26 protein-coding genes, 1 other RNA gene and 1 pseudogene are annotated in these 22,519 nt (G+C 35.9%); 22 read left to right on the forward strand and 6 right to left on the reverse strand.

What is annotated here, in order from left to right; all coding sequences use genetic code 11:
* The first annotated feature begins 16 nt into the window (after window positions 1–16).
* The 5 genes from AB1K81_RS01305 (at window position 17) to AB1K81_RS01325 (ending at window position 3,471) form a co-directional block, all read left to right on the forward strand.
* A complete protein-coding gene (locus AB1K81_RS01305; protein ID WP_412974846.1) occupies window positions 17–244 on the forward strand; it encodes a hypothetical protein in 228 nt (75 codons plus the stop codon).
* A 101-nt stretch (window positions 245–345) separates the two neighbouring features.
* Entirely contained in the window at window positions 346–1,122 is a 777-nt protein-coding gene (locus AB1K81_RS01310; RefSeq protein ID WP_412974847.1) for a Cof-type HAD-IIB family hydrolase, read from the forward strand.
* A 105-nt stretch (window positions 1,123–1,227) separates the two neighbouring features.
* Window positions 1,228–1,845, forward strand: a complete 618-nt coding sequence (locus tag AB1K81_RS01315) for a 3'-5' exonuclease (protein ID WP_412974848.1) — start codon at window positions 1,228–1,230, stop codon at window positions 1,843–1,845.
* Between the two features lie 153 nt (window positions 1,846–1,998).
* Complete coding sequence (gene sppA, locus AB1K81_RS01320) at window positions 1,999–2,991, forward strand: signal peptide peptidase SppA (protein ID WP_412974849.1); 993 nt, start codon at window positions 1,999–2,001, stop codon at window positions 2,989–2,991.
* Between the two features lie 12 nt (window positions 2,992–3,003).
* Entirely contained in the window at window positions 3,004–3,471 is a 468-nt protein-coding gene (locus AB1K81_RS01325) for an RDD family protein (RefSeq protein ID WP_412974850.1), read from the forward strand.
* Between the two features lie 29 nt (window positions 3,472–3,500).
* Here the strand turns inward: AB1K81_RS01325 and AB1K81_RS01330 are convergent, their stop codons facing one another.
* Window positions 3,501–4,001, reverse strand: coding sequence for a spore coat protein (locus tag AB1K81_RS01330; RefSeq protein ID WP_412974851.1), 501 nt, complete (start codon window positions 3,999–4,001; stop codon window positions 3,501–3,503).
* 193 nt (window positions 4,002–4,194) lie between these two features.
* Between AB1K81_RS01330 and AB1K81_RS01335 the strand changes: the two genes are divergently transcribed.
* Complete coding sequence (locus tag AB1K81_RS01335; RefSeq protein ID WP_412974852.1) at window positions 4,195–5,808, forward strand: acyl-CoA synthetase; 1,614 nt, start codon at window positions 4,195–4,197, stop codon at window positions 5,806–5,808.
* A 120-nt stretch (window positions 5,809–5,928) separates the two neighbouring features.
* On the opposite strand, the gene AB1K81_RS01340 is transcribed toward AB1K81_RS01335, so the two are convergent.
* Complete coding sequence (locus AB1K81_RS01340) at window positions 5,929–6,651, reverse strand: hypothetical protein (RefSeq protein WP_412974853.1); 723 nt, start codon at window positions 6,649–6,651, stop codon at window positions 5,929–5,931.
* A gap of 131 nt (window positions 6,652–6,782) precedes the next feature.
* Between AB1K81_RS01340 and sspL the strand changes: the two genes are divergently transcribed.
* The 6 genes from sspL (at window position 6,783) to AB1K81_RS01370 (ending at window position 10,154) form a co-directional block, all read left to right on the forward strand.
* Window positions 6,783–6,923, forward strand: coding sequence for a small, acid-soluble spore protein L (gene sspL, locus AB1K81_RS01345; protein WP_412974854.1), 141 nt, complete (start codon window positions 6,783–6,785; stop codon window positions 6,921–6,923).
* Window positions 6,924–6,940: 17 nt separating this feature from the next.
* A complete protein-coding gene (locus tag AB1K81_RS01350) occupies window positions 6,941–7,189 on the forward strand; it encodes a sporulation protein (protein ID WP_412976096.1) in 249 nt (82 codons plus the stop codon).
* Between the two features lie 82 nt (window positions 7,190–7,271).
* A non-coding RNA gene (gene ssrS / locus AB1K81_RS01355) (6S RNA) lies at window positions 7,272–7,458 on the forward strand.
* Between the two features lie 252 nt (window positions 7,459–7,710).
* Window positions 7,711–8,079, forward strand: coding sequence for a VOC family protein (locus tag AB1K81_RS01360; RefSeq protein WP_412974855.1), 369 nt, complete (start codon window positions 7,711–7,713; stop codon window positions 8,077–8,079).
* Between the two features lie 266 nt (window positions 8,080–8,345).
* Window positions 8,346–9,671: an alpha/beta fold hydrolase gene (locus AB1K81_RS01365; protein WP_412974856.1), complete on the forward strand. Its 1,326-nt coding sequence runs from the start codon at window positions 8,346–8,348 to the stop codon at window positions 9,669–9,671.
* Between the two features lie 54 nt (window positions 9,672–9,725).
* The gene (locus tag AB1K81_RS01370; protein ID WP_412974857.1) at window positions 9,726–10,154 is read left to right on the forward strand and encodes a GNAT family N-acetyltransferase; all 429 of its coding nucleotides are present in this window, start codon (window positions 9,726–9,728) and stop codon (window positions 10,152–10,154) included.
* Window positions 10,155–10,181: 27 nt separating this feature from the next.
* On the opposite strand, the gene AB1K81_RS01375 is transcribed toward AB1K81_RS01370, so the two are convergent.
* The 3 genes from AB1K81_RS01375 to AB1K81_RS01385 are packed head-to-tail and all read right to left on the reverse strand — an operon-like array spanning window position 10,182 to window position 11,819.
* Window positions 10,182–10,631 carry a GNAT family N-acetyltransferase gene (locus tag AB1K81_RS01375; protein WP_412974858.1) on the reverse strand — a complete coding sequence of 150 codons (450 nt, stop codon included), beginning with the start codon at window positions 10,629–10,631 and terminating at the stop codon, window positions 10,182–10,184.
* 10 nt (window positions 10,632–10,641) lie between these two features.
* The gene (locus tag AB1K81_RS01380; protein WP_412974859.1) at window positions 10,642–11,208 is read right to left on the reverse strand and encodes a nucleotidyltransferase family protein; all 567 of its coding nucleotides are present in this window, start codon (window positions 11,206–11,208) and stop codon (window positions 10,642–10,644) included.
* A gap of 32 nt (window positions 11,209–11,240) precedes the next feature.
* Window positions 11,241–11,819 carry a Maf family protein gene (locus tag AB1K81_RS01385; protein ID WP_412974860.1) on the reverse strand — a complete coding sequence of 193 codons (579 nt, stop codon included), beginning with the start codon at window positions 11,817–11,819 and terminating at the stop codon, window positions 11,241–11,243.
* A 165-nt stretch (window positions 11,820–11,984) separates the two neighbouring features.
* Here AB1K81_RS01385 and AB1K81_RS01390 point away from each other — a divergent pair, with 165 nt between their 5' ends.
* From AB1K81_RS01390 to AB1K81_RS01405, 4 genes are all read left to right on the forward strand, one after another.
* Window positions 11,985–12,257 carry a DUF4190 domain-containing protein gene (locus tag AB1K81_RS01390; protein WP_412974861.1) on the forward strand — a complete coding sequence of 91 codons (273 nt, stop codon included), beginning with the start codon at window positions 11,985–11,987 and terminating at the stop codon, window positions 12,255–12,257.
* A 327-nt stretch (window positions 12,258–12,584) separates the two neighbouring features.
* Window positions 12,585–13,151, forward strand: a complete 567-nt coding sequence (locus AB1K81_RS01395; RefSeq protein ID WP_412974862.1) for a DJ-1/PfpI family protein — start codon at window positions 12,585–12,587, stop codon at window positions 13,149–13,151.
* A gap of 4 nt (window positions 13,152–13,155) precedes the next feature.
* Complete coding sequence (locus AB1K81_RS01400; RefSeq protein WP_412974863.1) at window positions 13,156–13,659, forward strand: DNA-deoxyinosine glycosylase; 504 nt, start codon at window positions 13,156–13,158, stop codon at window positions 13,657–13,659.
* A 554-nt stretch (window positions 13,660–14,213) separates the two neighbouring features.
* Entirely contained in the window at window positions 14,214–15,098 is an 885-nt protein-coding gene (locus AB1K81_RS01405) for a TIGR01777 family oxidoreductase (protein WP_412974864.1), read from the forward strand.
* Between the two features lie 26 nt (window positions 15,099–15,124).
* Here AB1K81_RS01405 and AB1K81_RS01410 read toward each other — a convergent pair whose 3' ends face one another.
* Window positions 15,125–16,225 (reverse strand): SDR family oxidoreductase, encoded by a 1,101-nt coding sequence (locus tag AB1K81_RS01410; RefSeq protein ID WP_412974865.1) that lies wholly within the window; start codon window positions 16,223–16,225, stop codon window positions 15,125–15,127.
* Window positions 16,226–16,373: 148 nt separating this feature from the next.
* Here AB1K81_RS01410 and AB1K81_RS01415 point away from each other — a divergent pair, with 148 nt between their 5' ends.
* The 6 genes and pseudogenes from AB1K81_RS01415 (at window position 16,374) to AB1K81_RS01440 (ending at window position 22,506) form a co-directional block, all read left to right on the forward strand.
* Window positions 16,374–17,462, forward strand: coding sequence for a sensor histidine kinase (locus AB1K81_RS01415; RefSeq protein ID WP_412974866.1), 1,089 nt, complete (start codon window positions 16,374–16,376; stop codon window positions 17,460–17,462).
* Window positions 17,463–17,467: 5 nt separating this feature from the next.
* On the forward strand, window positions 17,468–18,097 hold the full coding sequence (locus AB1K81_RS01420; protein ID WP_412974867.1) for a response regulator transcription factor: 630 nt from the start codon (window positions 17,468–17,470) through the stop codon (window positions 18,095–18,097).
* Between the two features lie 109 nt (window positions 18,098–18,206).
* Window positions 18,207–18,995: pseudogene (locus AB1K81_RS01425) on the forward strand (cytochrome c oxidase assembly protein).
* Window positions 18,996–19,193: 198 nt separating this feature from the next.
* Entirely contained in the window at window positions 19,194–20,126 is a 933-nt protein-coding gene (locus tag AB1K81_RS01430; protein WP_412974868.1) for an ABC transporter ATP-binding protein, read from the forward strand.
* A gap of 11 nt (window positions 20,127–20,137) precedes the next feature.
* Complete coding sequence (locus AB1K81_RS01435; RefSeq protein ID WP_412974869.1) at window positions 20,138–21,400, forward strand: ABC transporter permease; 1,263 nt, start codon at window positions 20,138–20,140, stop codon at window positions 21,398–21,400.
* The gene (locus AB1K81_RS01440; protein WP_412974870.1) at window positions 21,397–22,506 is read left to right on the forward strand and encodes an ABC transporter permease; all 1,110 of its coding nucleotides are present in this window, start codon (window positions 21,397–21,399) and stop codon (window positions 22,504–22,506) included. Before AB1K81_RS01435 ends, AB1K81_RS01440 begins: the two co-directional genes overlap by 4 nt.
* The last annotated feature ends 13 nt before the right edge of the window (window positions 22,507–22,519 follow it).

Genomic DNA, 22,519 nt, shown 5'->3' on the forward strand with positions numbered 1-22,519 from the left:
TTTATAGGAGGTCACAATGTCAAAGATTGATAAGAGAGATCGTCTAGAAGAAGAGCCATTTAGTTATCGAATTTCAAAGGATAATACGGTCTTTATCACCTATTTTGGAAAACAGGTGAAGATATTGAAAGGAAAAGAGGCAACAAAGTTTCTAAGTAAAATAAATGCTGTGAATAATATAAAAGAAGAGCAATTAGTTATGGCTAAAGTGACAGGAAACTTTAAAAGAGGTAACGAAAGATAATGGTCTTGGTGAATTTTGTTCGATTAACTGTTTGACTTGTAAAGCCTTTCAATGGTTAGAATGAAAATAGACTAAATCGTAATTAAAGGAGACATTCAACCATGACCGACCAAAGTATTATTTTTTTTGATATTGATGGGACTTTATTTGATCACGATAAGAAGATACCTTCTTCTACTAGAAAAGCAGTTCAAGAGCTACAGAGAAAAGGTCATATTGTTGCTATTGCCACAGGACGAGGACCATTTATGTTTAAGAAAGTGCGTGAAGAGTTAGGAATTAATACTTATATTAGTTATAACGGGCAGTATGTCGTATTAGAAGGAAAAGAAGTATATATGAACGCATTGCAAAAGCCCTCATTGAAAAAACTGACAGACCAGGCAACTGTAAATGGACATCCAGTCCTCTATATGGATCCAAAAGGAATGAATGCGAATGTCCCAGAGCATCCACATATTATGGAGAGTATTAGTACGTTAAAAATTGGGCTACCGACTTATAATCCTCATTATTATAAAAACAATGCTGTATTTCAGTCTCTTTTATTCTGTGTGGAGGAGGAAGAAGAGGAGTATATAGAAGCGTTTCCGGAGTTTGATTTCGTTCGTTGGCATCCGCTTAGTACAGATATACTGCCAAAGGGTGGCTCGAAAGCGAACGGAATTGAAAAAATTATGGAAAAGTTACAACTCCCTAAAGAGAATATTTATGCTTTTGGTGATGGATTAAATGATGTTGAAATGCTTACGAAGGTTACGAATAGTGTTGCTATGGGAAATGGTGTAGATGAAGTGAAGGAAGTAGCTAAATATGTCACAAAACCAGTTGATGAAGATGGAATCTATTATGGTTTGAAAATGGTAGGACTCCTATAAGTTATGAGTGATGCTGTAGGTCAATTTCTACAGCATTTTTTCTTACAGGAATATGCTTGTCATGTTATGATGGTTATAACGATATAAATAAAGGAATGTCATATAATGAATTTTGTTTCGATAGATTTTGAGACAGCAAATGAAAAACGTCATAGTCCTTGTGCAGTTGGAATTGTGGTTGCGAACGAGAAGGAAATAGTGGATGAGTATTATAGTTTGATCAATCCTGAAACATACTTCAACCCATTTAATATAAGGGTTCATGGTATTGTAGAGGACGATGTCTTAGATGCAATGACCTTTTCTGAAATATGGCCAGAGCTTAAAACCTATTTATCAGGAAATCTAGTCGTTGCACATAATGCGAGTTTCGATATGAGTGTTATCCGTCAATCGTTAGATAGAGATAAAATTACATATCCTGAATTGGACTATCTATGTACAGCTAATATTGCCAAGCGTGTTTGGCCACATATGGAAAATCATCGATTAAATACGTTGGCTTCTTATCACGGATTTCCTTTAAATCATCATAATGCTTTAGAGGATGCGCGTGTTGCTGCAAAGGTGTTGCAAAGAGCGATTGAAGATTTTCAAGCAGATTCGATTGAGACCTTTTTGAATCAGTGTCATATAACAAAGGGCAGAATTTTCGAGAGAGGTTATTATCCGCCGAAAGTGAAACGGACACAGAAAAAGAAGCCAACAACATTATATTTTTAGTGGGATTAGAAAGGAAGATATGGTTCTCGTGACCTATCTTCCTTTTTGCTTTATATTATTTTTACATTGTTTATTGTGCAAAAATTAGATATCCCAATTCAAATAGTGTATCCTTTTACTATACATAATTATGGTAAAACAGGAGGGTTTTTCATGAACAAGAAACGTTGGTTTGCACTACTTGTGGCTGTTGTATTATTTATCCTTTCAACAGGATTTCAGCTTGTAACGAGTATTGCAAGTACGAATTTTGAGCAGTTGTTTGCTTTCCCGGAAAGCAAGTTTCAGGAAGAAGTAATAGAAGATGGAACAAACGGAAAAATTGTCGTACTAAACCTTGATGGTGTTATTCAAGATACAACTCCGAGTACGCTATTAAATACAACTTCATATAATCATAAAAAGTTTTTAGAAATGATCGAGGAAGCAGGTAGTGACCCGAATGTAGATGGGATTATTTTACGAGTAAATACACCTGGTGGAGGTGTAGTAGAAAGTGCAGAAATTCACGATAAGATTGTTCAAATACAAGAGGAAAATGAAAAGCCTATCTATGTGTCAATGGGGAATACTGCAGCATCAGGTGGATATTATATTTCAGCTCCTGCAGATAAAATTGTGGCACACCCTGCAACTTTAACAGGTTCTATTGGTGTTATCATGCAAGGTTATGATCTTTCAGGTTTAACGGATAAGCTAGGGATTGAATTTAATACAATTAAAAGTGGAGAGTACAAAGACATTATGTCCACTTTCCGTGAAATGACAGATGAAGAACGAGAGCTACTTCAAGCGATGATTGATGATATGTATGCGGATTTTGTTCAAGTTATTGTCGATGGAAGAGGCATGTCTGAAAACCAGGTGCGTGAGCTAGGGGATGGTCGCGTATATACAGGTAGACAGGCACAAGAAAATGGTCTAGTGGATGAGCTTGGAACATTAGAGGATACCATTGCTATGATGAAGGAAGATTTCGACCTTTCCAATGCACAAGTTGTAACATATAATAATTCAGTTGGGCTTGAACAATTTTTAGGAATGTCTGTTCAAAGTTTAGTTGGAAAAGATGAAGAGTTAGTTAACTTATTACAAATCGTTCAAGATTCCAATACGCCAAGAGCGATGTATTTATATTCCAATTAAGGAGGGCCAATTATGAATGAGACAATGGTAGGATATGCGAACGCTACCCCTGTTTCTGAGCAACGCTATGCCGGTTTTTGGATGAGATTCTGGGCATATGTGATCGATATTGTGGTTATTACTAGCTTAAATGGAATATTACTCTCACCATTTAAATTTGTAAATGATGGAATCGCGATAAGCGTTGGAATATGGACAGTTACAGGGATTGTAAGTTCGATAGTATATTTCGCATATTTCTTATTGATGACAAAGTTTTTTGGACAGACGATAGGGAAGATGGTTTTAGGGATTAGAGTGATTCGAGAAGATGAAGAACCACTTAGGTGGAGTGATTTATTTTTTAGAGAAGTAATTGGCCGCTTTATTTATCGAGTATTTAATTTCTTGATGATATTGTATATTATGGTTGGCTTTACTAATCAGAAGCAAGGATTACATGATATGTTTGCTAATACAAGAGTAGTATATGATAGATAAGACACGGGTATTATTCCGTGTCTTTTTTGTTAAAAATCCATTTCCATTGCTTTATTGGCAAGTGCCATATCATTTTCAAGTAGCTGCTGTAAATCATATGCTGGATAAAGTCCATTATCGTACATGTATTGGAATATATCGGCATGTGTCTTGATTGCTTTTTGTAAGTGATTTGTTAGAGTTTCACGAACGACAGGTGTAGCAGTTTCCGTAACCGCAATCGCATAGTTACGAACTGAGGTCTTCGCAAGGGCCAGTAAATCCCCAGCATAGAATCCAGAGTCTAGTTCCATGATGTTTGTAGCATCTGCTCTTGGTGCAATCGCGTAAAATTGCAGAAGGTCTTGAAGATTATTTTCCAAAGCTGAAATCGTGTTTTGATAAATCGTTCTGAGTCGTTGATCTTTGATATCACCAATCGCTTTTTTTAATTTCATTAATCCAATTGCTTGAAAAGCAACTAATTCATGTATTTCCAGAGTTTCATGCCATGCTAAATGCTGAGGCTGTCTGTTCATTGATTTTTCCATTATATTTCCCCCTAGTGAGTAGTCATTTTAACTATATTCTACTGTAGTGACGAAAGAAGCTTGTTAGGTCGAAATTAGGCGAATATCATGAAGTTTTGTAAAGTATGTTGCTTCTATAATTTATCTGAATTAAAATAATTAATAGAATTTTATATACATATCAGTCTTCAAAATATTTGGAGGGGTTGTTAAAATGAACACTGATTCAAATGTACTTGATGGACTAGATCAATTGTTAGAGCGGGCAAGAAGAAATACATTAGGTGATTTGTTAGCGAGAACGAGAGAAAGAATGCCGGAAAAATTTGCTCTTGCATACCGTGATAAACGATTAAATTATGAGGAACTTGATAATTTGGTAAACCAAACAGCTCATGCATTTCGTGAATTAGGTATGACAAAGGGAGATATGATTACGGTCATGTCTAAGAACAGCTTAGATTTTGTCGTGGTAAATTTTGCCCTAGCCAGAATTGGTGCGGTAATGATACCAATCAACTATATGCTCACAAAAGATGATGTTGCGTTTATTTTGAACCATGCGGGTGCTTGTGGACTAATTGCCTCTTTAGAATATGCGCCAGTTCTTGAACATGCTTCACTTGGAATGGACATTTCATTTCGATTTATTATGGATATTGAAGAAGGGGATTTGTTGGATGGTCGGTTAGAAGAGTGGAAGCTGTTACGTGACATTCGTGAGGGACAGCCAATCGATTTTGTAGATGCTAATCTGTCCGATGATGACTTAGCACATGTGTTATACACGAGTGGAACAGAATCAAGACCTAAAGGAGTCATGTTAACACATAAAAGTATTATAAGTGAGTATGTGAGCTGTATTGTGGATGGTCATATGGCAGAGGAAGATGTGTTGGTACATGCTTTGCCAATGTATCATAGTGCACAACTGCATGTGTTTTTAGGAACGAGCATATATATCGGTTCTAGCGGTATTATATTAGATAGTGCAAGCCCAGAAGTCATTATAAGTACTATTGAAAAGGAAGGTGCAACGCAGCTGTTTTGTCCTCCAACTGTATGGATTGCCCTTTTAAGACATCCAGAATTTGATACGAAAGATTTGTCTACGTTGGAAAAATGTTATTATGGGGCAGCAATTATGCCGATGGAAGTTTTAAAGGAACTGTCTGAGCGGCTACCTAATGCTCGTTTTTGGAATTTTTATGGTCAAACAGAGGTAGCTCCATTAGCTACAGCTCTACAACCAGAGGATCAATTGCGTAAGCTAGGTTCGGCAGGTAAACCTTCGTTAAATATACAAACACGTATTGTAGATGAAAATGACCAAGAAGTACCTCGTGGAGAGATTGGTGAAATCGTCCACCGAACACCACATGCAATGAAGGGATATCTTTATGATCCGGAAAAAACAGCTGAAGCATTTCGAGGAGGTTGGTTCCATAGTGGTGACTTAGGTGTAATGGATGAAGAAGGGTATATAACGATTATTGATCGGAAAAAAGATATGATTAATACAGGCGGAGTAAACGTTTCGAGCCGTGAAGTGGAAGAAACGATTTATCAACTTGAAGGAGTTTCAGAAGTTGCGGTAATAGGTATACCAGATAAATATTGGATTGAGGCAGTAACTGCGATTATCGTACCAAAAGAAGGAGTAAATCTAACAGAAGAATCCATTATGGAATACTGTCGTGGTACGTTATCAAAATTTAAAGTACCAAAGTATGTTGCATTTACGGAAGGATTACCTAAAAATCCGAGCGGGAAAGTATTGAAGCGAGAATTGCGAGATGAATATAAGGGATTGGGAGAAGAGGAATAGAGTTGGTTTAAAGCATGGTCATATTGGTGGCTATGCTTTTTTGTAAGGTATTGAGATAGAGGAAGGCAAGATATAGCCAATTTGAAAGAGAGCATCGCCCCAATGTAGGAAGAGATGAACCTAAATGGGGATAGCATCGCCCCCAATGTAGGAAGAGATGAGCCCAAAGGTGGAGAACATCGCCCCAAAGAAGGAAGAGATGAGCCCTCGTGGAAAGAACATCGCCCCAAAATAGAAAGAGATGAACCCGAATGGGGAGAACATCGTCCCAAAGAAGGAAGAGATGAACCCAAATGGGGAGAACATCGCCCCAAAGAAGGAAGAGATGAACCCGACTGGGGAGAACATCGCCCCAAAGTAGGAAGAGATGAACCCGACTGGGGAGAACATCGCCCCAAAGAAGGAAGAGATGAACCCGACTGGGGAGAACATCGCCCAAAAGAAGAAAGAGATGACCCCAAATGGGGAGAGCATCGCCCCCAAGAAGAAAGAGATGACCCCAAATGGAAAGAACATCGCCCCCAAGAAGAAAGAGATGAGCCCGAATAGAAAGAGCATCGTCCCAATGTAGGAAGAGATGAGCCCAAAGGTGGAGAACATCGCCCCAAAGTAGGAAGAGATGAACCCAAAAGTGGAGAACATCGTCCCAAAGTAGGAAGAGATGAACCAAAAAGTGGAGAGCATCGCCCCAAAGTAGGAAGAGATGAACCCAAATGGAGAGAACATTGCCCCAAGAAGAAAGGGATGAGCCCTCGTGGAAAGAACATCGCCCCAAAATAGGAAGAGATGAACCCAAAAGTGGAGAACATCGCCCCCAAGAAGAAAGAAATGACCCCAAATCATAAAACATTATGCCGCACCCAATTGATAGTACAATGTACCCAATCCATTACTGCATCATCACTAATTAAAATACCCAACCCTTTGGATAATACGCTTCTTTTTAGAAATACTATCTAGTGGAGGTGTTCGTTATGCCAGAAAAAAGTGATAACTGGAGTAAAAAGCGTGTTACATCAAGTGTTAACCCACAGGGACTAACAGAGGAAACTGCAAATCACCGCCCTAAATCAGTTTTGGAAGATCGGGCTAAGAAAAAGAATACGAAGATTTAATTAAGTAGGTGATTATAATAGATAATACATTACAATTCTTACGTGAATCATTATCAAATTACGAGAATCATGAGCTTAGTAGAGGTATTTATCTAAAACTTCAACAAAATCAGTATCAAAATGAAAGGGAGTTTGTTGAGGATTTAGATGATAGAGAGATGCAGTACTTAGATCAAATACTTGAGCGAGAAATTAATTATGCGGAGAATGTTCAAGATGATGTTCGAGTTAGTCAGCTACGTGAAGTATATGAGTTAATCTTCTAAAAATAATAGGATTATCAGCCTATTTTCCATAATTGGATGACATTGACATTGATAATTTGATGCGGACATAGTAATATAAATATACAAGCTACGATGTACGTATTTTACTAAGTTTTAACCTCTAAATAGATAATAGGGAGTTTTACATTGAAGCTCTAATGCCGAGCCGCCCTAGAGTAGCGGAAGGCAGGAAGGTTTCTGCAAACACCCACTTAGTGAAGTGGTGGTTTAAAACTTTTTATTACAAATACGGCATATGTGGCTGCTGAATATTAAAATGAAACGATCAGTTTCCTACGGGAGACTGGTCATTTTTGTTTTCTTATCATTTAGGAGTAAGCTATCAACCGATTCAGTGAGATATCCACCAATCCCCTAACATATCAGCGAAATTACCCGATTTTAGCCACTAATCTTTCCAATCTTCTATATAACCAATACCTATCAAATTATATTGGAAATTAGTATTTTTCAATCTTTACATCCTTCTATATAATGAAAGCATCAAGGGAGGGATTTGGATGGATTTTCAATATGAACAGCTTGATCATATACAATTAGCTGCTCCAAAGGGTGGAGAAGAGAAGGCGCGAGCGTTTTATCATGGTATTTTAGGCTTTACAGAAGTTGAAAAACCGGAAAACTTAAGAAGTCGCGGTGGTGTTTGGTTTTCCAATGGGGAGGTTGATATTCATATTGGAATAGAAGAACCGTTTCATCCAGCTAGAAAAGCACATCCCGCAATACGAGTGAAGAATATTGAAGCAATGAAAAAATATTTAGACGAGAAGGATACTGAGTATATAGTAGACAACAATCTTCCTGGTGCAAATAGATTCTATTTACATGACCCATTTGGGAATAGATTAGAATTTCTTCAGTGGATATAATTAAAAGGGATTTCTCCTAATTGTGAGAAATCCTTTTTATATGGTAAAATTATTCTAAATATTTCGTCATATAATTTTCACCTAATTGCTTTGTACCCTCCAAACATAAACATTATTTTCCTAATAGTAGTTTAATTATTCTTATGATAATATATATATTTAAGTTTGTATTATTACTAGATACTAATACTTGGTTATCTAATCCATTTTTCATCAATTAACATATTACTTATCTTAGATATATAAAAAAATCAGGGGGATTGCAAGTGAAAAAGAAAATAGGAATAAGTTTAGGGGCTATCGTAGGCGTACTAGTAATTGGCTTACTAGTAGCTGGTAATTATTTTTACAGTGAGGGGATTAAGCGTGGAACCGATATAGAATTACACAGTGAGCCTGCGAGTGTAAACGCTTTAGCTAGTGAGACAGCTTTATCCATTTTAGAAGAAGCCGAAAAGTGGTATGCCGATCAAGAAAAAGAAGTACTGGAAATTACATCATATGATAACTTACTTTTAAAAGCAGGATTTCTTGAAAATGACTTAGACAATGGAAAAGCAGTTATTTTAGCACATGGTTATCGTGGTAAACATGACGATATGGATGATTTAGTGAAGTTTTATTATGACCGAGGTTTCGATGTGTTGATGCCAGATGCTCGAGGTCATGGAGAGAGTGAAGGGGATTATATTGGGTATGGTTGGCATGACCGATTGGATTATTTGAAGTGGATTGATTTACTCATTGAACAATATGGTGCGGAGCATATTTTCTTACATGGTAATTCAATGGGGGCGTCCCTTGTACTGATGACAAGTGGAGAAGACTTGCCAGGCGAAGTGAAAGGAATAATTGCTGACAGTGGTTATACTACGGTAAAAGAGGAATTGAGACATCAATTAAAATATTTATACCATCTTCCATCTTTTCCGATTCTGGATGTAACAAGTGTTATTACGAAAGTTCGTGCGGGTTATTATTTTGGTGAAGCATCAGCAATTGATCAGGTAAAGAATAATACAAAGCCTTTATTCATCATTCATGGGGATGCAGATGAATTAGTACCAACTCAAATGGCCCATGAATTATATGAAGCTGCAGGTGGAGACAAGGAGCTTTGGATTGTGCCAAATGCAGGACATACCAAGGCATATTCTGTTGCAACAGAGGAATTCCAATCACGCTTACAACAATTTATTAACAAAGCTTTAGAAGTTAATCCAAATGAAGTTGAAGTAAGTTCTCTGTTTGAGGCTAACAATTATACGATGATTGGGGAAGAAGGTAGAATTGGTTTTATTTATGATGGTACGGATGTAACTCGTTTTATACCGAATCAAGCACAAAAATATATGTGGCATTTTTGGGGGGAACCTGATGAGCTTGATGGGGAATTCCAAGTAATTGGTAAAAATGTCAGTAGTGGAGAGGAGCTTTTAGTTTTTGAAGCGGGAACATTAGGTGGATCAAACAATGGTGCTGACGCTCATTTACCTTCAAGTATGTCCTTACCATCTGAAGGAGTTTGGGAACTTCAAGTTTATGTCGGTGGTGATTTGTTTGGAACTGTTGTGGTGGAGTGCCGGAACTAAGTAGAAAGATTTACTTGGTTTAGAGAATTCAAGGAATCGTAAAGGGGAAAAGTCATGCCTGAAATACAAGCTAGACTTGCAACAAAGATGGATGCGATAGAACTCGCCCGTCTTAATCAAGAATTTAATGGTGGGGAGGAAATTGTCCCTGAAAAAATAATCGAGCATCTAATGACAAGTGATGAAATTGTAGTTGTGGCAACCTTGGATGAAAAAGTTGTAGGCTTTGCATGTGGACAAAGCTTTAACTCCTTTTGTTATTCAAGTGCAGTAGGTGAAATAACCGAGTTATATGTAGAAAAGAACGCTCGAAGATTAGGTTTGGCTAACATGATGATTTCTGTTTTAGAAGAGGAACTTATTTCTCGTGGTGTGAAGTTTATGAAAATATTAACTGGATCTAAAAATGAAGCTGCAATCACAACATATCGTAAAAGTCATTATGTGATAGACGAAGTAGTAGTTTTAGAGAAAGAATTATAAAAGAGAAGCAGATGCTTCTCTTTTATGTCATCGGATAAAGTATTCCATCACTAATTCATCTTCAACTTTTTCTTCCGTCATCTTAAATCCTACTTTTTCATTGAAGGCTATAGCTCCAACATTTTCAGGTACAACGGATAAACGAATTCGTTCACAGTCGTCATGTTTAGAAATCATATTGATTAGTGCTTCCATTGCCTTTTTCCCATAACCTTTTCCTTGAAATTCAGCGCCAATCATAAAACGAGGAATCCAATGCTTATCCTCTAGGTCATTTTCCGGTATGTATTCAATCGCTGCAACACCTACTACAGTATCATGATGGTATAGGGCATAAGGGGTAAAAGTGTCATCGACATATGCCCATGCAATGGTTGCTATGTTTCGAGCTACAAACTCTTTTTGATCCTCTGAAACTTCTAAGCGAACACATTCACGAATATTTTCTTTTGTTATTTGTTTTATTTCAATGTTCATATTCTTTCTCCTACTCGTTTAAATAAATCACGTTATCCCAATGCTCTTTCCACTTTTTCTTACTCAATCTCCCCAAGTAGATTTTCATTCCCTCTTCTGAATTTTTATAGTTAGGAGTTGGACGTACGGTTAATGTTAAGACATCTTCTACTCCATGGGGAGCAGTGAATATCAATTTTCCATCCTTATCTATTTTTATGCCAAGTGCAGTTACTGTCTCTGGGAACTTAGATATAGCATCAACCGTATTTTTGAATGGTTCAACATTATTAACAATGTGCATTCTAGCTTCATTTTTGACTGACCATGGGACACCTGGTAAAATTCTGTGAAGTTTACGTTCAAACTCCTTTTCTGTCGCTTCATCTATATTGGTTGGGTCGAAATAAACTACATCCACATCATCAATAGGTGTTGCTTCCTGAAATCCGTGCAAAAGATCCCAAATTTTTGAACGAACAAAGCCCGCACATATCCACCAATCTGGTAAATCGAGCGTTTGGGCTGCGTTTATTATTTTCATCATGTCTTTATCATCTTGTATAACATTTATAATGTCCTGTTCATTTTTTAACATTTTTCAATCCTTCTCCAACGGTCATTTTAGGTTTATAAGTTTATTGGGTTAATATGAAATTGCTTTAATTCCCGTACAACTTTAGAAATAGGTAAGCCTACAACCGTATAAAAATCTCCATCAATTTTCTTAACTAATGATGCGCCAAGACTTTGAATGCCGTATGCTCCTGCTTTATCGTAAACATCGTTGCTTTTGATATAAGCATGGATTTCATCTTCAGTTAGGGACCAAAATTCTACTGAAGTTGATTCGACAAAGGAAATAGTTTTTTCCTGAGAGCGAATTGTTACTCCAGTAAATACTTCGTGTTTGTTTCCGCTTAAAGTTGAAAGCATGGCATAAGCTTCTTCTTTATCTTTTGGTTTTCCATAGATTTTACCTTCAAACGCTACTACGGTGTCTGCTGATAAGATAACTTCACTAGAATGAATAAAATTAGTATGCACTGCTTTATGTAAGGATAGTTGTTCAGCTCTTTGTGCGGGATCATTAATGGTAATGACTGATTCATCAACATCCTGCTTTCTAATAGTGAAAGGGATATGAACTAGTTCTAATAGTTCTTTCCTCCTTGGTGAGGTTGAAGCTAATATTAAAGTTGGTTCCATAAAAGCCCCCCGTAAATTCTTACATATTTATTTATATAGAGAAGTATACTAGATTGAATGCCTGTTGTGAAAGTTCCTAACGAATAAATTATTTCTATACATAAATGGGAATTTTTGATATTTTTATAAAGTATATAACAAAAAGAAATGAAGGGGGGGCTACCATTGGAAACACAACAAACAAATGGAAAAGCTGTTGCAGCATTAGTGCTTGGTATTTTATCTATTGTTATACCATATGTTGGCTTGATTCTTGGAATTATAGGTATTATATTATCCAATAGTAGTTTGAAAGAAATCGTAGTGACAAATGAGGGTGGTCGAGGGCTAGCGATTGCTGGTAGAGTAACGAGCATTATAGGAGTAGCAATTTACGGTATTCTTTTAGTATTAATTATTTTAAGTTTTGCAGCGTTTACAACAATTTCGGGCTATTAATCATTAGAAAACAGAGATCATTATATCGATCTCTTTTTTTTTTCTTTTTATGTTTTTCCTCAAATCTCAACTTACCAACTTTTATAAGGTGAAAAATCAACTATCGTGGTAACTAGAATATTTTTATATGGTGGTTTAAAGTACAGAAAATTTCCTATATAATTTAAATAATGAAAAGGAAGTATAAGATGAACCTTCTTACATTAATGTTGAATATATTTTTCCCGGTTGATGGAAAACTGTAACGACTTGAAATAGAAATGTATCCACGTGGACAGTTATAGATATTGATGGTGAAGCATTGATTTTGAAAATGGAGGATGGAGAATGACAAACATATTATTTTTTGCCTATCCGATGTATGCTGATTTTGAAATAGCTCATACATTATTCTTTTTGAGAAAGCTAGGTAAGGCTAATCTGATAACGGCAACCATTGATGGAAAAGTAGTGGAGAGTCTTGGAGGAATAAGAACAACTCCTGATTTATCAATTTCTGAAGCGGATCCTACTGATTTTGACCTAATATTAATTTCTGGTGGAGATGGTGTTTCAGAAGTCGTAGATGATATTCGGATTCATAATTTTCTTCAACAAGCAAATACACTACATAAACCAATAGCATCCATATGTGCATCTGCAACTATTCTTGGCAAAGCAGGTCTATTAAAAGAGAATAAATTCACCTGTACAGCGAATACTTATGAAATGTTTAAAGAAGTATTCGTTGGCGCAGAATATTCTGGAGAAAGAATAGAAGTCCAGGATAACATTATTACGGCAAAAGGGACAGCATTCCCGGAATTTACCCTAGCAGTACTTGATCAATTACTTTTATGGAAAAATAATGAACAGCGTGAGAGTGCGTATTTATTTAGTAAGGGAGAAGTTTAATCAGTTGATACATAGAATAGTCGGTTTACCACCAGTCATAACAAAGGATTCTAAAGTATTAATCTTAGGCTCAATGCCAAGTGTATTATCTTTAGAAAGCCAAGAATACTATGGAAATCCTCGTAACCATTTTTGGAAAATAATCTTCAGTTTATTTAATGAAATTCCATTAGATAACTATGGAGAAAAGATCATTTTTCTGCAGAGGAAAAATATAGCTTTGTGGGATACCATCGGTTCTTGCTATCGAGAGGGAAGTTTAGATGCAAAGATTCGAGATGAAGAACCAAATGACCTTCCTGGTCTTATTCAAAAATATTTAAACATAAAGCTTATTGCATGTAATGGAACAAAATCGTTTAACACGTTAAAAAAATATTATTCTCCGGAATCCTTATCCCATATCCCGGTTATAAAACTTTCCTCCTCAAGTCCTGTTCCTGGTCGTTACAATAAAACTTTGCAGGAAAAAATAGTGGAATGGAAGGAAATATTGAATTACCTTTAGAAAAATATGTAATTTTCAAAAAAGTGTTGAAGGTAGCACATCCAATTCGGTATAATTGTCTTTGGGAGTGTCGTAGCTGGAGAATGGGAGCGAGTCGTAAGCGGCAACTTACGACTCGGACAATTGCGTAGGCTGCGGCGACTTCCTTTCTTGGTGAAAAAGGTAATTATCCTGGTTTCTTATGAAGAGACAGGTTGATTACTTTTTTTCACGACTGTTCACAACTAACAATACAAGTGTTGAGAACATCAACATTAGTTCAAGGGTTTTTTCAATTGGAATCACGAGCTTCAGCCCCTTTCTTGGGGATTTTTTTGAAGCCGCCGATAGTAACTCCAATATCATGTTCGTCTCAAGCCTAGCGTATTGTCCCCTTAATTATACTACAAATGAGGGGGTCTCGTATCGAGATAATTGTGAAATGGTAAAATATTCACAGAATTTAGTTTGTAGTGGCTAAATACCTACAAAGTGCCAGTTTCCTAGATATTTGTCGATAGAGGGACCATAGAACTAGAAATCTACGGTAGCAGTTATAAAATGGAGTGGTAACGATGAAAAAGGTTGTTTTAGCAGGTGGAACTGGTTTTATAGGTACATACTTCAAGAAACGTTTCCTTGAATATGGCTATGAGGTGCATATTATTTCAAGGCAGCAAAATCACATTTCTTGGGAAGATAGACAAGGTGTAATAGATGCGCTAGAAGGATCTGAAATGGTCATCAATCTTGCTGGGAAATCGATCAACTGTCGATACAATGAAAAAAATAAACGTGCTATTATTGAGTCTAGAATTTCGACAACTAAAATTCTTGGCGAATGTATAGAGGCATGTGTTACGCCTCCTGAGGTTTGGATGAATTCCAGTACGCTTACAATTTATCGTGATGCAGATGACAGACCAATGTCAGAAGAAAATGGTGAAATTGGTTCAGGTTTTTCAGTGGATGTAGCTGCAAAATGGGAGGATGAATTTTTTCGTTTTGAACTACTAAATACAAGACAAATTGCATTACGTATCGCGATTGTACTAGGAGATGGTGGTGCATTAGAACCTATTCGTAACCTTGTAAGATTTGGTTTAGGTGGGAAACAAGGAAATGGTAAGCAAAAGGTAAGTTGGATACATATTGAGGATTTATTCCAAATCGTTCTATTTTTAAATGAAAGAAAGTATTTAGAGGGGGCATTTAATTGCTCTGCACCAAATCCTGTAAGTAATAAGGAGTTTATGGCCTCGTTAAGAAATGTATTGGACAAAAAAATAGGAATTCCCTCACCAAAATGGCTTCTTGAAATCGGAGCTTTTATAATCCGTACCGAAACAGAATTAGTATTAAAAAGCCGTTGGGTTGTTCCTGATAGATTGAAACAGGAAGGCTTTGATTTTACTTTTGAAACGGTAGAAGATGCTTTTCAAGATATTTTAAAAGCGTAGTTTTTATATTGAACTACGCCTTTTTATTAACGAATCTTAATGTGTTTAGTGTGATCATCTTTATATTTTCGGTAGAAACGAATCATTGCCTCAAGCGTATCTTTTAGATCAGGGCAACGAATTCCAACCGGATCTAAATCTTGTATTGCTTGGCTACAATCATAGGAAGAATGAATAATAAAGTAATCCATCGCCTCTTTTTCTGCTTTTAACCATTTCCGAATCGGCTTTACACTTAAAAATCCTTTCGTTAATGCAAGTGGTACACGAATATTAGGGGATCTTCCTAAATAGTGTTGAGTTAGCATTTTCTGAAGCTCCCACATTTTATAAGGGTTAGGGTCCGTAAGGTGATAGGTTTTCCCTTCACCTACTGGATTAATGGCAAGATAACTTGTAGCCTTTAGAACATAGTCTGAGGGTACAAAGTTGCCCTCTGCAGTGCCTTTTCCAAAGTATGGAAGGATAGGTGAGAATTTGAATCTATCTAATACATTTAACATAAAATATAGTCCATCGAACTTAATCGTCTCCCCTGTTTTTGAATGACCCTTCACTACGCCTGGTCTAATAATTGTAGTGGGAATTTTGTCCTTCATCTCTTGCACGAGAACCTCAGCTAAATATTTCGTATGCTCATAATGGTTCCGAAATTCTTGCCCTTTTTGTAACTCATTTTCATATATTTTTCCTTCTCGTTTCCCAGATACATAAGCGGTACTATAATAGATATAACGTTTTAACTGCTTTAGGCTAGTCAACCATTTGTTGATATTATTTGTTCCGTTCACATTTACTTCATAGGCAATATTTTTTGGAACAGCTAAGTCATATATTGCAGCTAGATGGAAAACATGGGTTATCCTATCCTTTAGTACGTCTTTATATTCAGAAGATATCCCAATATCTGCTTTCGTAATATCACCTAAAATAATAGTAAATTGCTCCTTAGTTAACTCACTAGTCGTTACAATGCTTTGAAGTGTCTCTATGGCTAATTTTTCCTGATTCGGTAGTACTAATAAATAGATATGTTCAATATTTAAGTAGTGATCGTTCATCAGTTGTTTTATTAAGCTTGATGCTAAAAAGCCAGGAAAACCGGTTATAAAAAAAGAATAATTCAAATTAATCTCCTCCTGTATAGTCTATTTCGATAACTATCATCTAATTTCCTTTATTGCTTAGGAAATAATTTACAATTATTTAATTGAGTCCTATGATAAGATAATATTGGAATACATAAAAAATAGACCGCTAGGAAAGTAGGGTGTTATGAGGTATTTTTGGTTTAGATTTATTATATTTGTCGCACTTTGGAGCCTAATAATTATTCAATATAGTGAGAATGTCGGGGTCAGTATATTATGGTTAGCAGGTTCGATGGGAATTTTCTTTTTCCTATCTTTAAAAAAGGTACCATTTTATTTGTATTTTATACTTTCCAAGATTATTTTTTTACATGGATTACTTTTCACAGATGGGAATCTTTTTAACGTAATTCTATTATTTTTTGTTTCTATTATAGCTTCACTAAGGTTACGTGATCATTTACTAAAGTTATATATCCTCTTCAATCTTGGGTTAGCTATTTTCATAAGTTACCTCCAATTGGAGCATGTATTGGCAGTGTCGATAATTGCTTGTTTCCTCTCTTTTTTGATCCTATCTATTAATCATTATGACGGGACTTTAAAAGAGCAGCGCACCCTCTATGAAGAACTACTAAGCGAATACCGTAAGCAAAAGCGAATAAACGTACTTACTGAAGAAAATGCACGTGTAGAGGAACGGAATCGTATCGCACGGGATATCCACGATTCGGTCGGACATAGGCTAACTGCTTTAATTATGAAACTCGAAGTACTAGCTATTCAAACAAAAAATGAAGATTATCGTGAGCTGAAGAAAATGGCCGAAGATAGTTTAGGAGAAACACGTCAAGCGGTAAGGACATTACAAGCAGAGGAAAGTGAAGGAATAGCAACTGTCGTGCACTTAATTCGAAAACTTGAAGCAGAAAGTCAAATTGTTGTTCAGTTTACATTGAAGCAAGGTGTACTTACTGTTCCATTATCAAATGAAAATAGTGTTGTCTTATATCGAGTTATTCAAGAAGCACTTACAAATGCAATGAGACACGGCCATTCAAGAGAGATTCATGTAGAGTTAGGTAAATCGGCTATTGGCGATGTTACCTTTGAAATTTCTAATGCTGTTTATGAAGTGAAAGCTTTTAAGTTAGGCTTTGGACTCACAAATATGAAAAATAGATTAGAAGAAATTAATGGACGATTAGACGTATTTCAAAAAGATAACCAGTTTCTTGTAACGGGAATTATTCCAGCGGGTAAGGGGGAATAAATAGTATGTGGCATGTATTATTAGTTGAAGATCAAGCTATAGTAAGGCAAGGGTTAAAAGTAATTTTAGAGCAGGATGAAAATATTCGTGTTTCCCATGAAGCGGAAAATGGTGCGGAAGCAATTGATATATTAGAAAGATATTCTATCGATTTTGTTATGATGGATGTCCGAATGCCGGTTATGAATGGCATAGAAGCGACTAGGATTATAAAGAGAAAGTGGCCGGAAATAAAAATACTAATTCTCACAACATTTAATGACGATGAATATGCGGTTGAAGCATTAAAAGAAGGAGCAAATGGCTTCTTATTAAAGACAGCGGATTCAGTGAAGCTAATTGAAGCAGTACACAGCTGCATGAAAGGTGGATTAGCATTACATGATGAAGTAGCGGCTAAAGTTATGCCGAAGTTACTTCAAAAAAGTACGAAAGAAACGATTAATATTGATTTTTCTCCACGTGAACTATCGATTACAAAGCTAGTTGGTGAAGGGAAAACAAATAAGGAAATTGCTGATGAACTATTCCTTTCTATTGGGACAGTAAAAAATCATATAACGCAAATCCTTCAAAAAACAGGGTTGAGGGACCGAACGCAACTTGCGATATTTGCAGTGAAGCACGAGCTTTAAGTCAAAACCCTATTCATAAATTTGTAATATCTAGAACTAATTCCCGTTATTAAATCCTTTATAATGAAGGAAAGAATCGCTTAAGAAGGTGTTCTAGATGCTTGATATCATGTTAGAGGAGTTTCCCTTTGCTTCACTTTGGAATACAGGGATATTTCTCTTTATAGCGTTTGCCGCTATTATCTATTTATTTTTACTGCCACAGGAGAAAAATCACAGGTTATGGAAGACAGTGTTCTTTTTCATAGGATTGATTGTTCTATTTATTGCAACTGGTAGTCCAATAAATATAATTGGTCGAATACAATTTAGTGTCCATATTATACAAGTAGTACTGCTTTGTTTGATTGCACCACCACTATTATTAATAGGAATGAAGTGGAATATAATTCATCGTTTAATACAGTATGAGCTTATTAGTAGAATAAACTCTTTTCTTATAAGGCCATACGTAACAATTAGTTAATTCTTTCTAGCATTATATATTTACCATCATCCACCGATATTTGACGAGGCCCGAATTGATTTATATGGGAATTATTTTTACTTATTCGTTTTATTGATTACATCACTGTTGATGTGGGTACCAATTATTAGTGGTAAGAATAATACACTTTCCTATCATGCTTTCTGTATAGGGAGTATGATTCCACTTGGGGGAATTCTACTAGTTTCAAAGGAAATCTTATATCAGGCATATACTGATTTGACTACTTTTACCCAAGCGTTAGAAGTATGCTTGCCAGTTGGAGAAGGGATATCACCTGAGTTAGCACTTTTACTACTACCATTTGAACCAGTTAAGGAGCAGCAACTTGGTGGGGGAATTTTGTTAATATCAGCTATAATCGTGTTTGGTGTAACGTATTTATTGAGGAGAAGGTTTTCAATAGAATAAATAGTATGGTTAAAGGGCTCTTCGAATTAGAAGGGCTTTTTTAGTTAATACAAGGTGTATATCTCAGCCAAATAAAGGGGATTTTCAATCGATTATCTAAAAAGTGACTCAGGTCATACTCCAATCTTCCACTTCATGACTCCAGGTAGTATATTATTCTAATAAACTTCCGTATTCTAAAGCTAGGAGGGGAATTAAATGATCGAATTAATAAATTTAACGAAGCGATTTAAGCAAATTGAAGCGGTGAAAAATTTAAACTTATTTATAGAAAGAGGAGAGATAGTTGGATTACTTGGACCGAATGGTGCTGGTAAGTCCACGGCAATATCTATGCTTTCTTCTTTAGTGGAACCTACTAGTGGAGATGTCCTTTTTGAGAACAAAAGTATTGTGAAACACCCAAGTAGCTTCCGAAAGATTGTAGGAATTGTACCACAAGAAATTGCGTTATATGATGATTTATCCGCGGAGGAGAATCTTTATTTTTTCGGGAGAATTTATCATTTACGTGGCCAAAAGCTAAAGCAAAAGGTTAATGAAGTATTGGAACAAATTGGCTTAACAGATCGACGGAAGGATGTTGTAAAAAAGTTTTCGGGTGGAATGAAGCGACGTTTAAATATTGGAGTAGCAATGTTACATGATCCAGAAGTAATTATAATGGATGAGCCAACAGTTGGAATCGATCCACAATCCCGAAATTATATTCTAGAGACGGTTAAGCGACTTAATAAGGAAAGAAAGATGACGGTATTATACACGAGTCATTATATGGAAGAAGTAGAGCTCTTATGTGACCGTATTTACATTATGGATAAAGGGAATCTAATCGCATCTGGTACAAAGGATGAAATAAAGAAAATATTATCCAATGAAAATACGATATCCATTAAAGCAGAGCAAATTAATGATGAATTTCTACATGCTTTAAAACAACATCCATCAGTAACACAAGTAACGGTTGTAGATAAAGAAGTGCTAGTAATTGTTCCGAAATCAGTTCGAATATTTTCTGAAGTCATTAAAATCGCAGAAGAAAATGAGATTGAATTAATCTCCGTTGATAACAAAGCCCCAACGCTTGAGGATGTATTTTTACATCTTACTGGAAGAGCTTTAAGGGATTAGGGGTGAATAAGATGGTCTGGAATATTATAAAGAAACAAGGATTAATTTTCTTGAGGAATCCACAAGAATTATTGTTACTATTAGCACTTCCTATAATATTAATTACCATTTTATCAACAGCACTTGGTGGTTTGATGAATGGAGAAAGCGCACCAATAAAGGTTCAAGTAGCATTTTTGGAACATGAGTCTGAGGGAGAGCAGGTTGACCGTTTTTTAGAGGATATAGAGAATAAACTTCCTCCTGAGGTTATGGATGAGATACGTGCAAATATAGATAGTATGCTTCCTATCAAGCAATTAAAGCAATCGGTCTTTGAACAGGAGACAATTAAAGAATTTATAGAAGTACATTATATTACTTCCGCTGAACGTGAGGAAATACTTTCGGATGATTCTTTCACTTCCTTAATTGAAGTTCCTAACAATTTTACTTACAATACGTTATCCAATTTAGTGTTAAGTGAGGACGTGCAGCCTACTTTATTAGTTACACAAAATGAAGGGGAACAAGTTGGAGTCAATATAGTTCATAGTATTTTAGAGCAATTTCAAGAGCAATTGACTTTAGGAAAGTTTCTAGGATCAAATGGGTTTGAACTGGAAGAACTTCAATTAAATGAAGATATCCGAAGCGAAATTGTAACGATAAATGAGAAAGAACCTGTAACATCACAAGCTTACTACACATTAGGTATGGTATTAATGAATGTCTTATTTTTGGCTGGTGCTATTGGATCTTTTGCATTTAAAGAAAAGAGATTGCATGTAGTGGATAGAATTATTGTGGCAAATATCTCGAGATGGGTTTATTTCATTGGCATACTACTCTCAGGTACTATTTTTGCTTTTATCCAGTCTATATTTATTTTTACGTTTTCACGATTTGTATTTGGAGTGACATGGCCGGATTTAACTAGTTTTTTATTAGTAACACTAGCATTTTCTTTCGCTGTAGGAGGAATTGCGGTTTTATTAGTATCTATAAGTTTTCGAGGTAACTCAGATACCGTAATTCATTTCTTTTCCGGTATTATAGTAACGATATTTGCGGTTTTAGGTGGTAGCTTTGCACCGGTTGGTGAGTTTTCTAAAACGATACAGTTTCTAGGCAATTTAACACCAAATGGCGCTAGTATGACGGCATATTTAACTATATTACGAGGTGAGGAGTTAGGGGCAATAGGAAATCAATTAATCTACCTAGCATGCTTTGGTATATCGGCGGTAGTAATAGCTGTCCTATGTTTTCCGAAGAGGGGGTTATCTGCATGATTGGAATATTAAATGCTAAGCTAAAACAATTTATCCGTACCCCATTTACTTTTTTAATTTTTACCGGAATGTCTATCGTGTTTGCTCTTATCTTTGGAGGTTCAACGGGACCTTCCAATATAACTGTTCCTGTCTACGCTGGTAATAATGTAGACTCCTTTATCAAAGATTCAGTGAAAGAAGTAGACTCAATGGATTTTATTTGGATGACTGAAGAAGAGTTAGAAGAGATGGTTTCCAATGGAAAAGCAGAATTAGGTGTAGTCTTAAAAGAAGAAAATTATCAACTCGTTGTTGGGGTAGATTCCTTTAACTCAGGTCTAATTGAGCAAACAGTCCATTCGATATATCAAGAAAAGAATTTACGAGATCAGCTAATACATGTGAGTGGGATAACTTCACCTGTAGAGCAAGAGGATTTCCTAGAAACCATGGAGGAAGAATTATCTGAGCCAGTTTTCGCTATAGAATCTAGTAGTTTCCGTGGAGACGATGCGTTTGTTTATAATAGTAATTTGCACCACATATTTGGCTTTTCCTTATTCTTTGTAATTTACACGATTGCTTACAATGTTTTACCTATATTAGTTGAAAAAAGAGATGGGATATGGGACCGGATGATATTATCTCCTGTGAAAAAGTGGGAGATGTACGTTGCGAATTTAATATATAGTTTTATAACAGGATATGTCCAAGTTGCTATCACCTTTACAGTTTTCCGGTATATCATTGGAGTAGATTTTAATGGGCGATATTTTGATACGTTATTACTTTTAATTCCGTATGTGTTCGCTATTGTTTCAATCGCTATTTTAATTACGGCTATTGTAAAAACAGTCCAGCAATTTAATGCTATTCTACCAATTTTTTCGGTGAGTATGGCAATGATCGGAGGGGCGTATTGGCCGATTGAAATTGTAGAGTCGAAGTTTTTATTAACCTTGGCAAAAATTGATCCACTATATTATGGAATGCAGGCTCTTCAAGGTAGGGTGGTATATGGATATCCAATGGAAGAGATTTTAATGCCAATCAGTATTTTAGTTTTAATGGGAGTATGTGCGATTGGGATTGGAATTCATCTAATGGAAAGAAGGCATATATAAAGAAAGTGAGCGC

The organism is Ornithinibacillus jepli (genome assembly GCF_047228935.1).
Lineage (GTDB): Bacteria > Bacillota > Bacilli > Bacillales > Amphibacillaceae > Ornithinibacillus.

Coding starts and splice junctions, on each gene's coding strand:
- AB1K81_RS01305 (WP_412974846.1), top strand. CDS start 17: ATGTCAAAGATTGATAAGAGAGATCGTCTAGAAGAAGAGCCATTTAGT.
- AB1K81_RS01310 (WP_412974847.1), top strand. CDS start 346: ATGACCGACCAAAGTATTATTTTTTTTGATATTGATGGGACTTTATTT.
- AB1K81_RS01315 (WP_412974848.1), top strand. CDS start 1,228: ATGAATTTTGTTTCGATAGATTTTGAGACAGCAAATGAAAAACGTCAT.
- sppA (WP_412974849.1), top strand. CDS start 1,999: ATGAACAAGAAACGTTGGTTTGCACTACTTGTGGCTGTTGTATTATTT.
- AB1K81_RS01325 (WP_412974850.1), top strand. CDS start 3,004: ATGAATGAGACAATGGTAGGATATGCGAACGCTACCCCTGTTTCTGAG.
- AB1K81_RS01330 (WP_412974851.1), bottom strand. CDS start 4,001: ATGGAAAAATCAATGAACAGACAGCCTCAGCATTTAGCATGGCATGAA.
- AB1K81_RS01335 (WP_412974852.1), top strand. CDS start 4,195: ATGAACACTGATTCAAATGTACTTGATGGACTAGATCAATTGTTAGAG.
- AB1K81_RS01340 (WP_412974853.1), bottom strand. CDS start 6,651: ATGATTTGGGGTCATTTCTTTCTTCTTGGGGGCGATGTTCTCCACTTT.
- sspL (WP_412974854.1), top strand. CDS start 6,783: ATGCCAGAAAAAAGTGATAACTGGAGTAAAAAGCGTGTTACATCAAGT.
- AB1K81_RS01360 (WP_412974855.1), top strand. CDS start 7,711: ATGGATTTTCAATATGAACAGCTTGATCATATACAATTAGCTGCTCCA.
- AB1K81_RS01370 (WP_412974857.1), top strand. CDS start 9,726: ATGCCTGAAATACAAGCTAGACTTGCAACAAAGATGGATGCGATAGAA.
- AB1K81_RS01375 (WP_412974858.1), bottom strand. CDS start 10,631: ATGAACATTGAAATAAAACAAATAACAAAAGAAAATATTCGTGAATGT.
- AB1K81_RS01380 (WP_412974859.1), bottom strand. CDS start 11,208: ATGTTAAAAAATGAACAGGACATTATAAATGTTATACAAGATGATAAA.
- AB1K81_RS01385 (WP_412974860.1), bottom strand. CDS start 11,819: ATGGAACCAACTTTAATATTAGCTTCAACCTCACCAAGGAGGAAAGAA.
- AB1K81_RS01395 (WP_412974862.1), top strand. CDS start 12,585: ATGACAAACATATTATTTTTTGCCTATCCGATGTATGCTGATTTTGAA.
- AB1K81_RS01405 (WP_412974864.1), top strand. CDS start 14,214: ATGAAAAAGGTTGTTTTAGCAGGTGGAACTGGTTTTATAGGTACATAC.
- AB1K81_RS01415 (WP_412974866.1), top strand. CDS start 16,374: ATGAGGTATTTTTGGTTTAGATTTATTATATTTGTCGCACTTTGGAGC.
- AB1K81_RS01420 (WP_412974867.1), top strand. CDS start 17,468: ATGTGGCATGTATTATTAGTTGAAGATCAAGCTATAGTAAGGCAAGGG.
- AB1K81_RS01430 (WP_412974868.1), top strand. CDS start 19,194: ATGATCGAATTAATAAATTTAACGAAGCGATTTAAGCAAATTGAAGCG.
- AB1K81_RS01435 (WP_412974869.1), top strand. CDS start 20,138: ATGGTCTGGAATATTATAAAGAAACAAGGATTAATTTTCTTGAGGAAT.
- AB1K81_RS01440 (WP_412974870.1), top strand. CDS start 21,397: ATGATTGGAATATTAAATGCTAAGCTAAAACAATTTATCCGTACCCCA.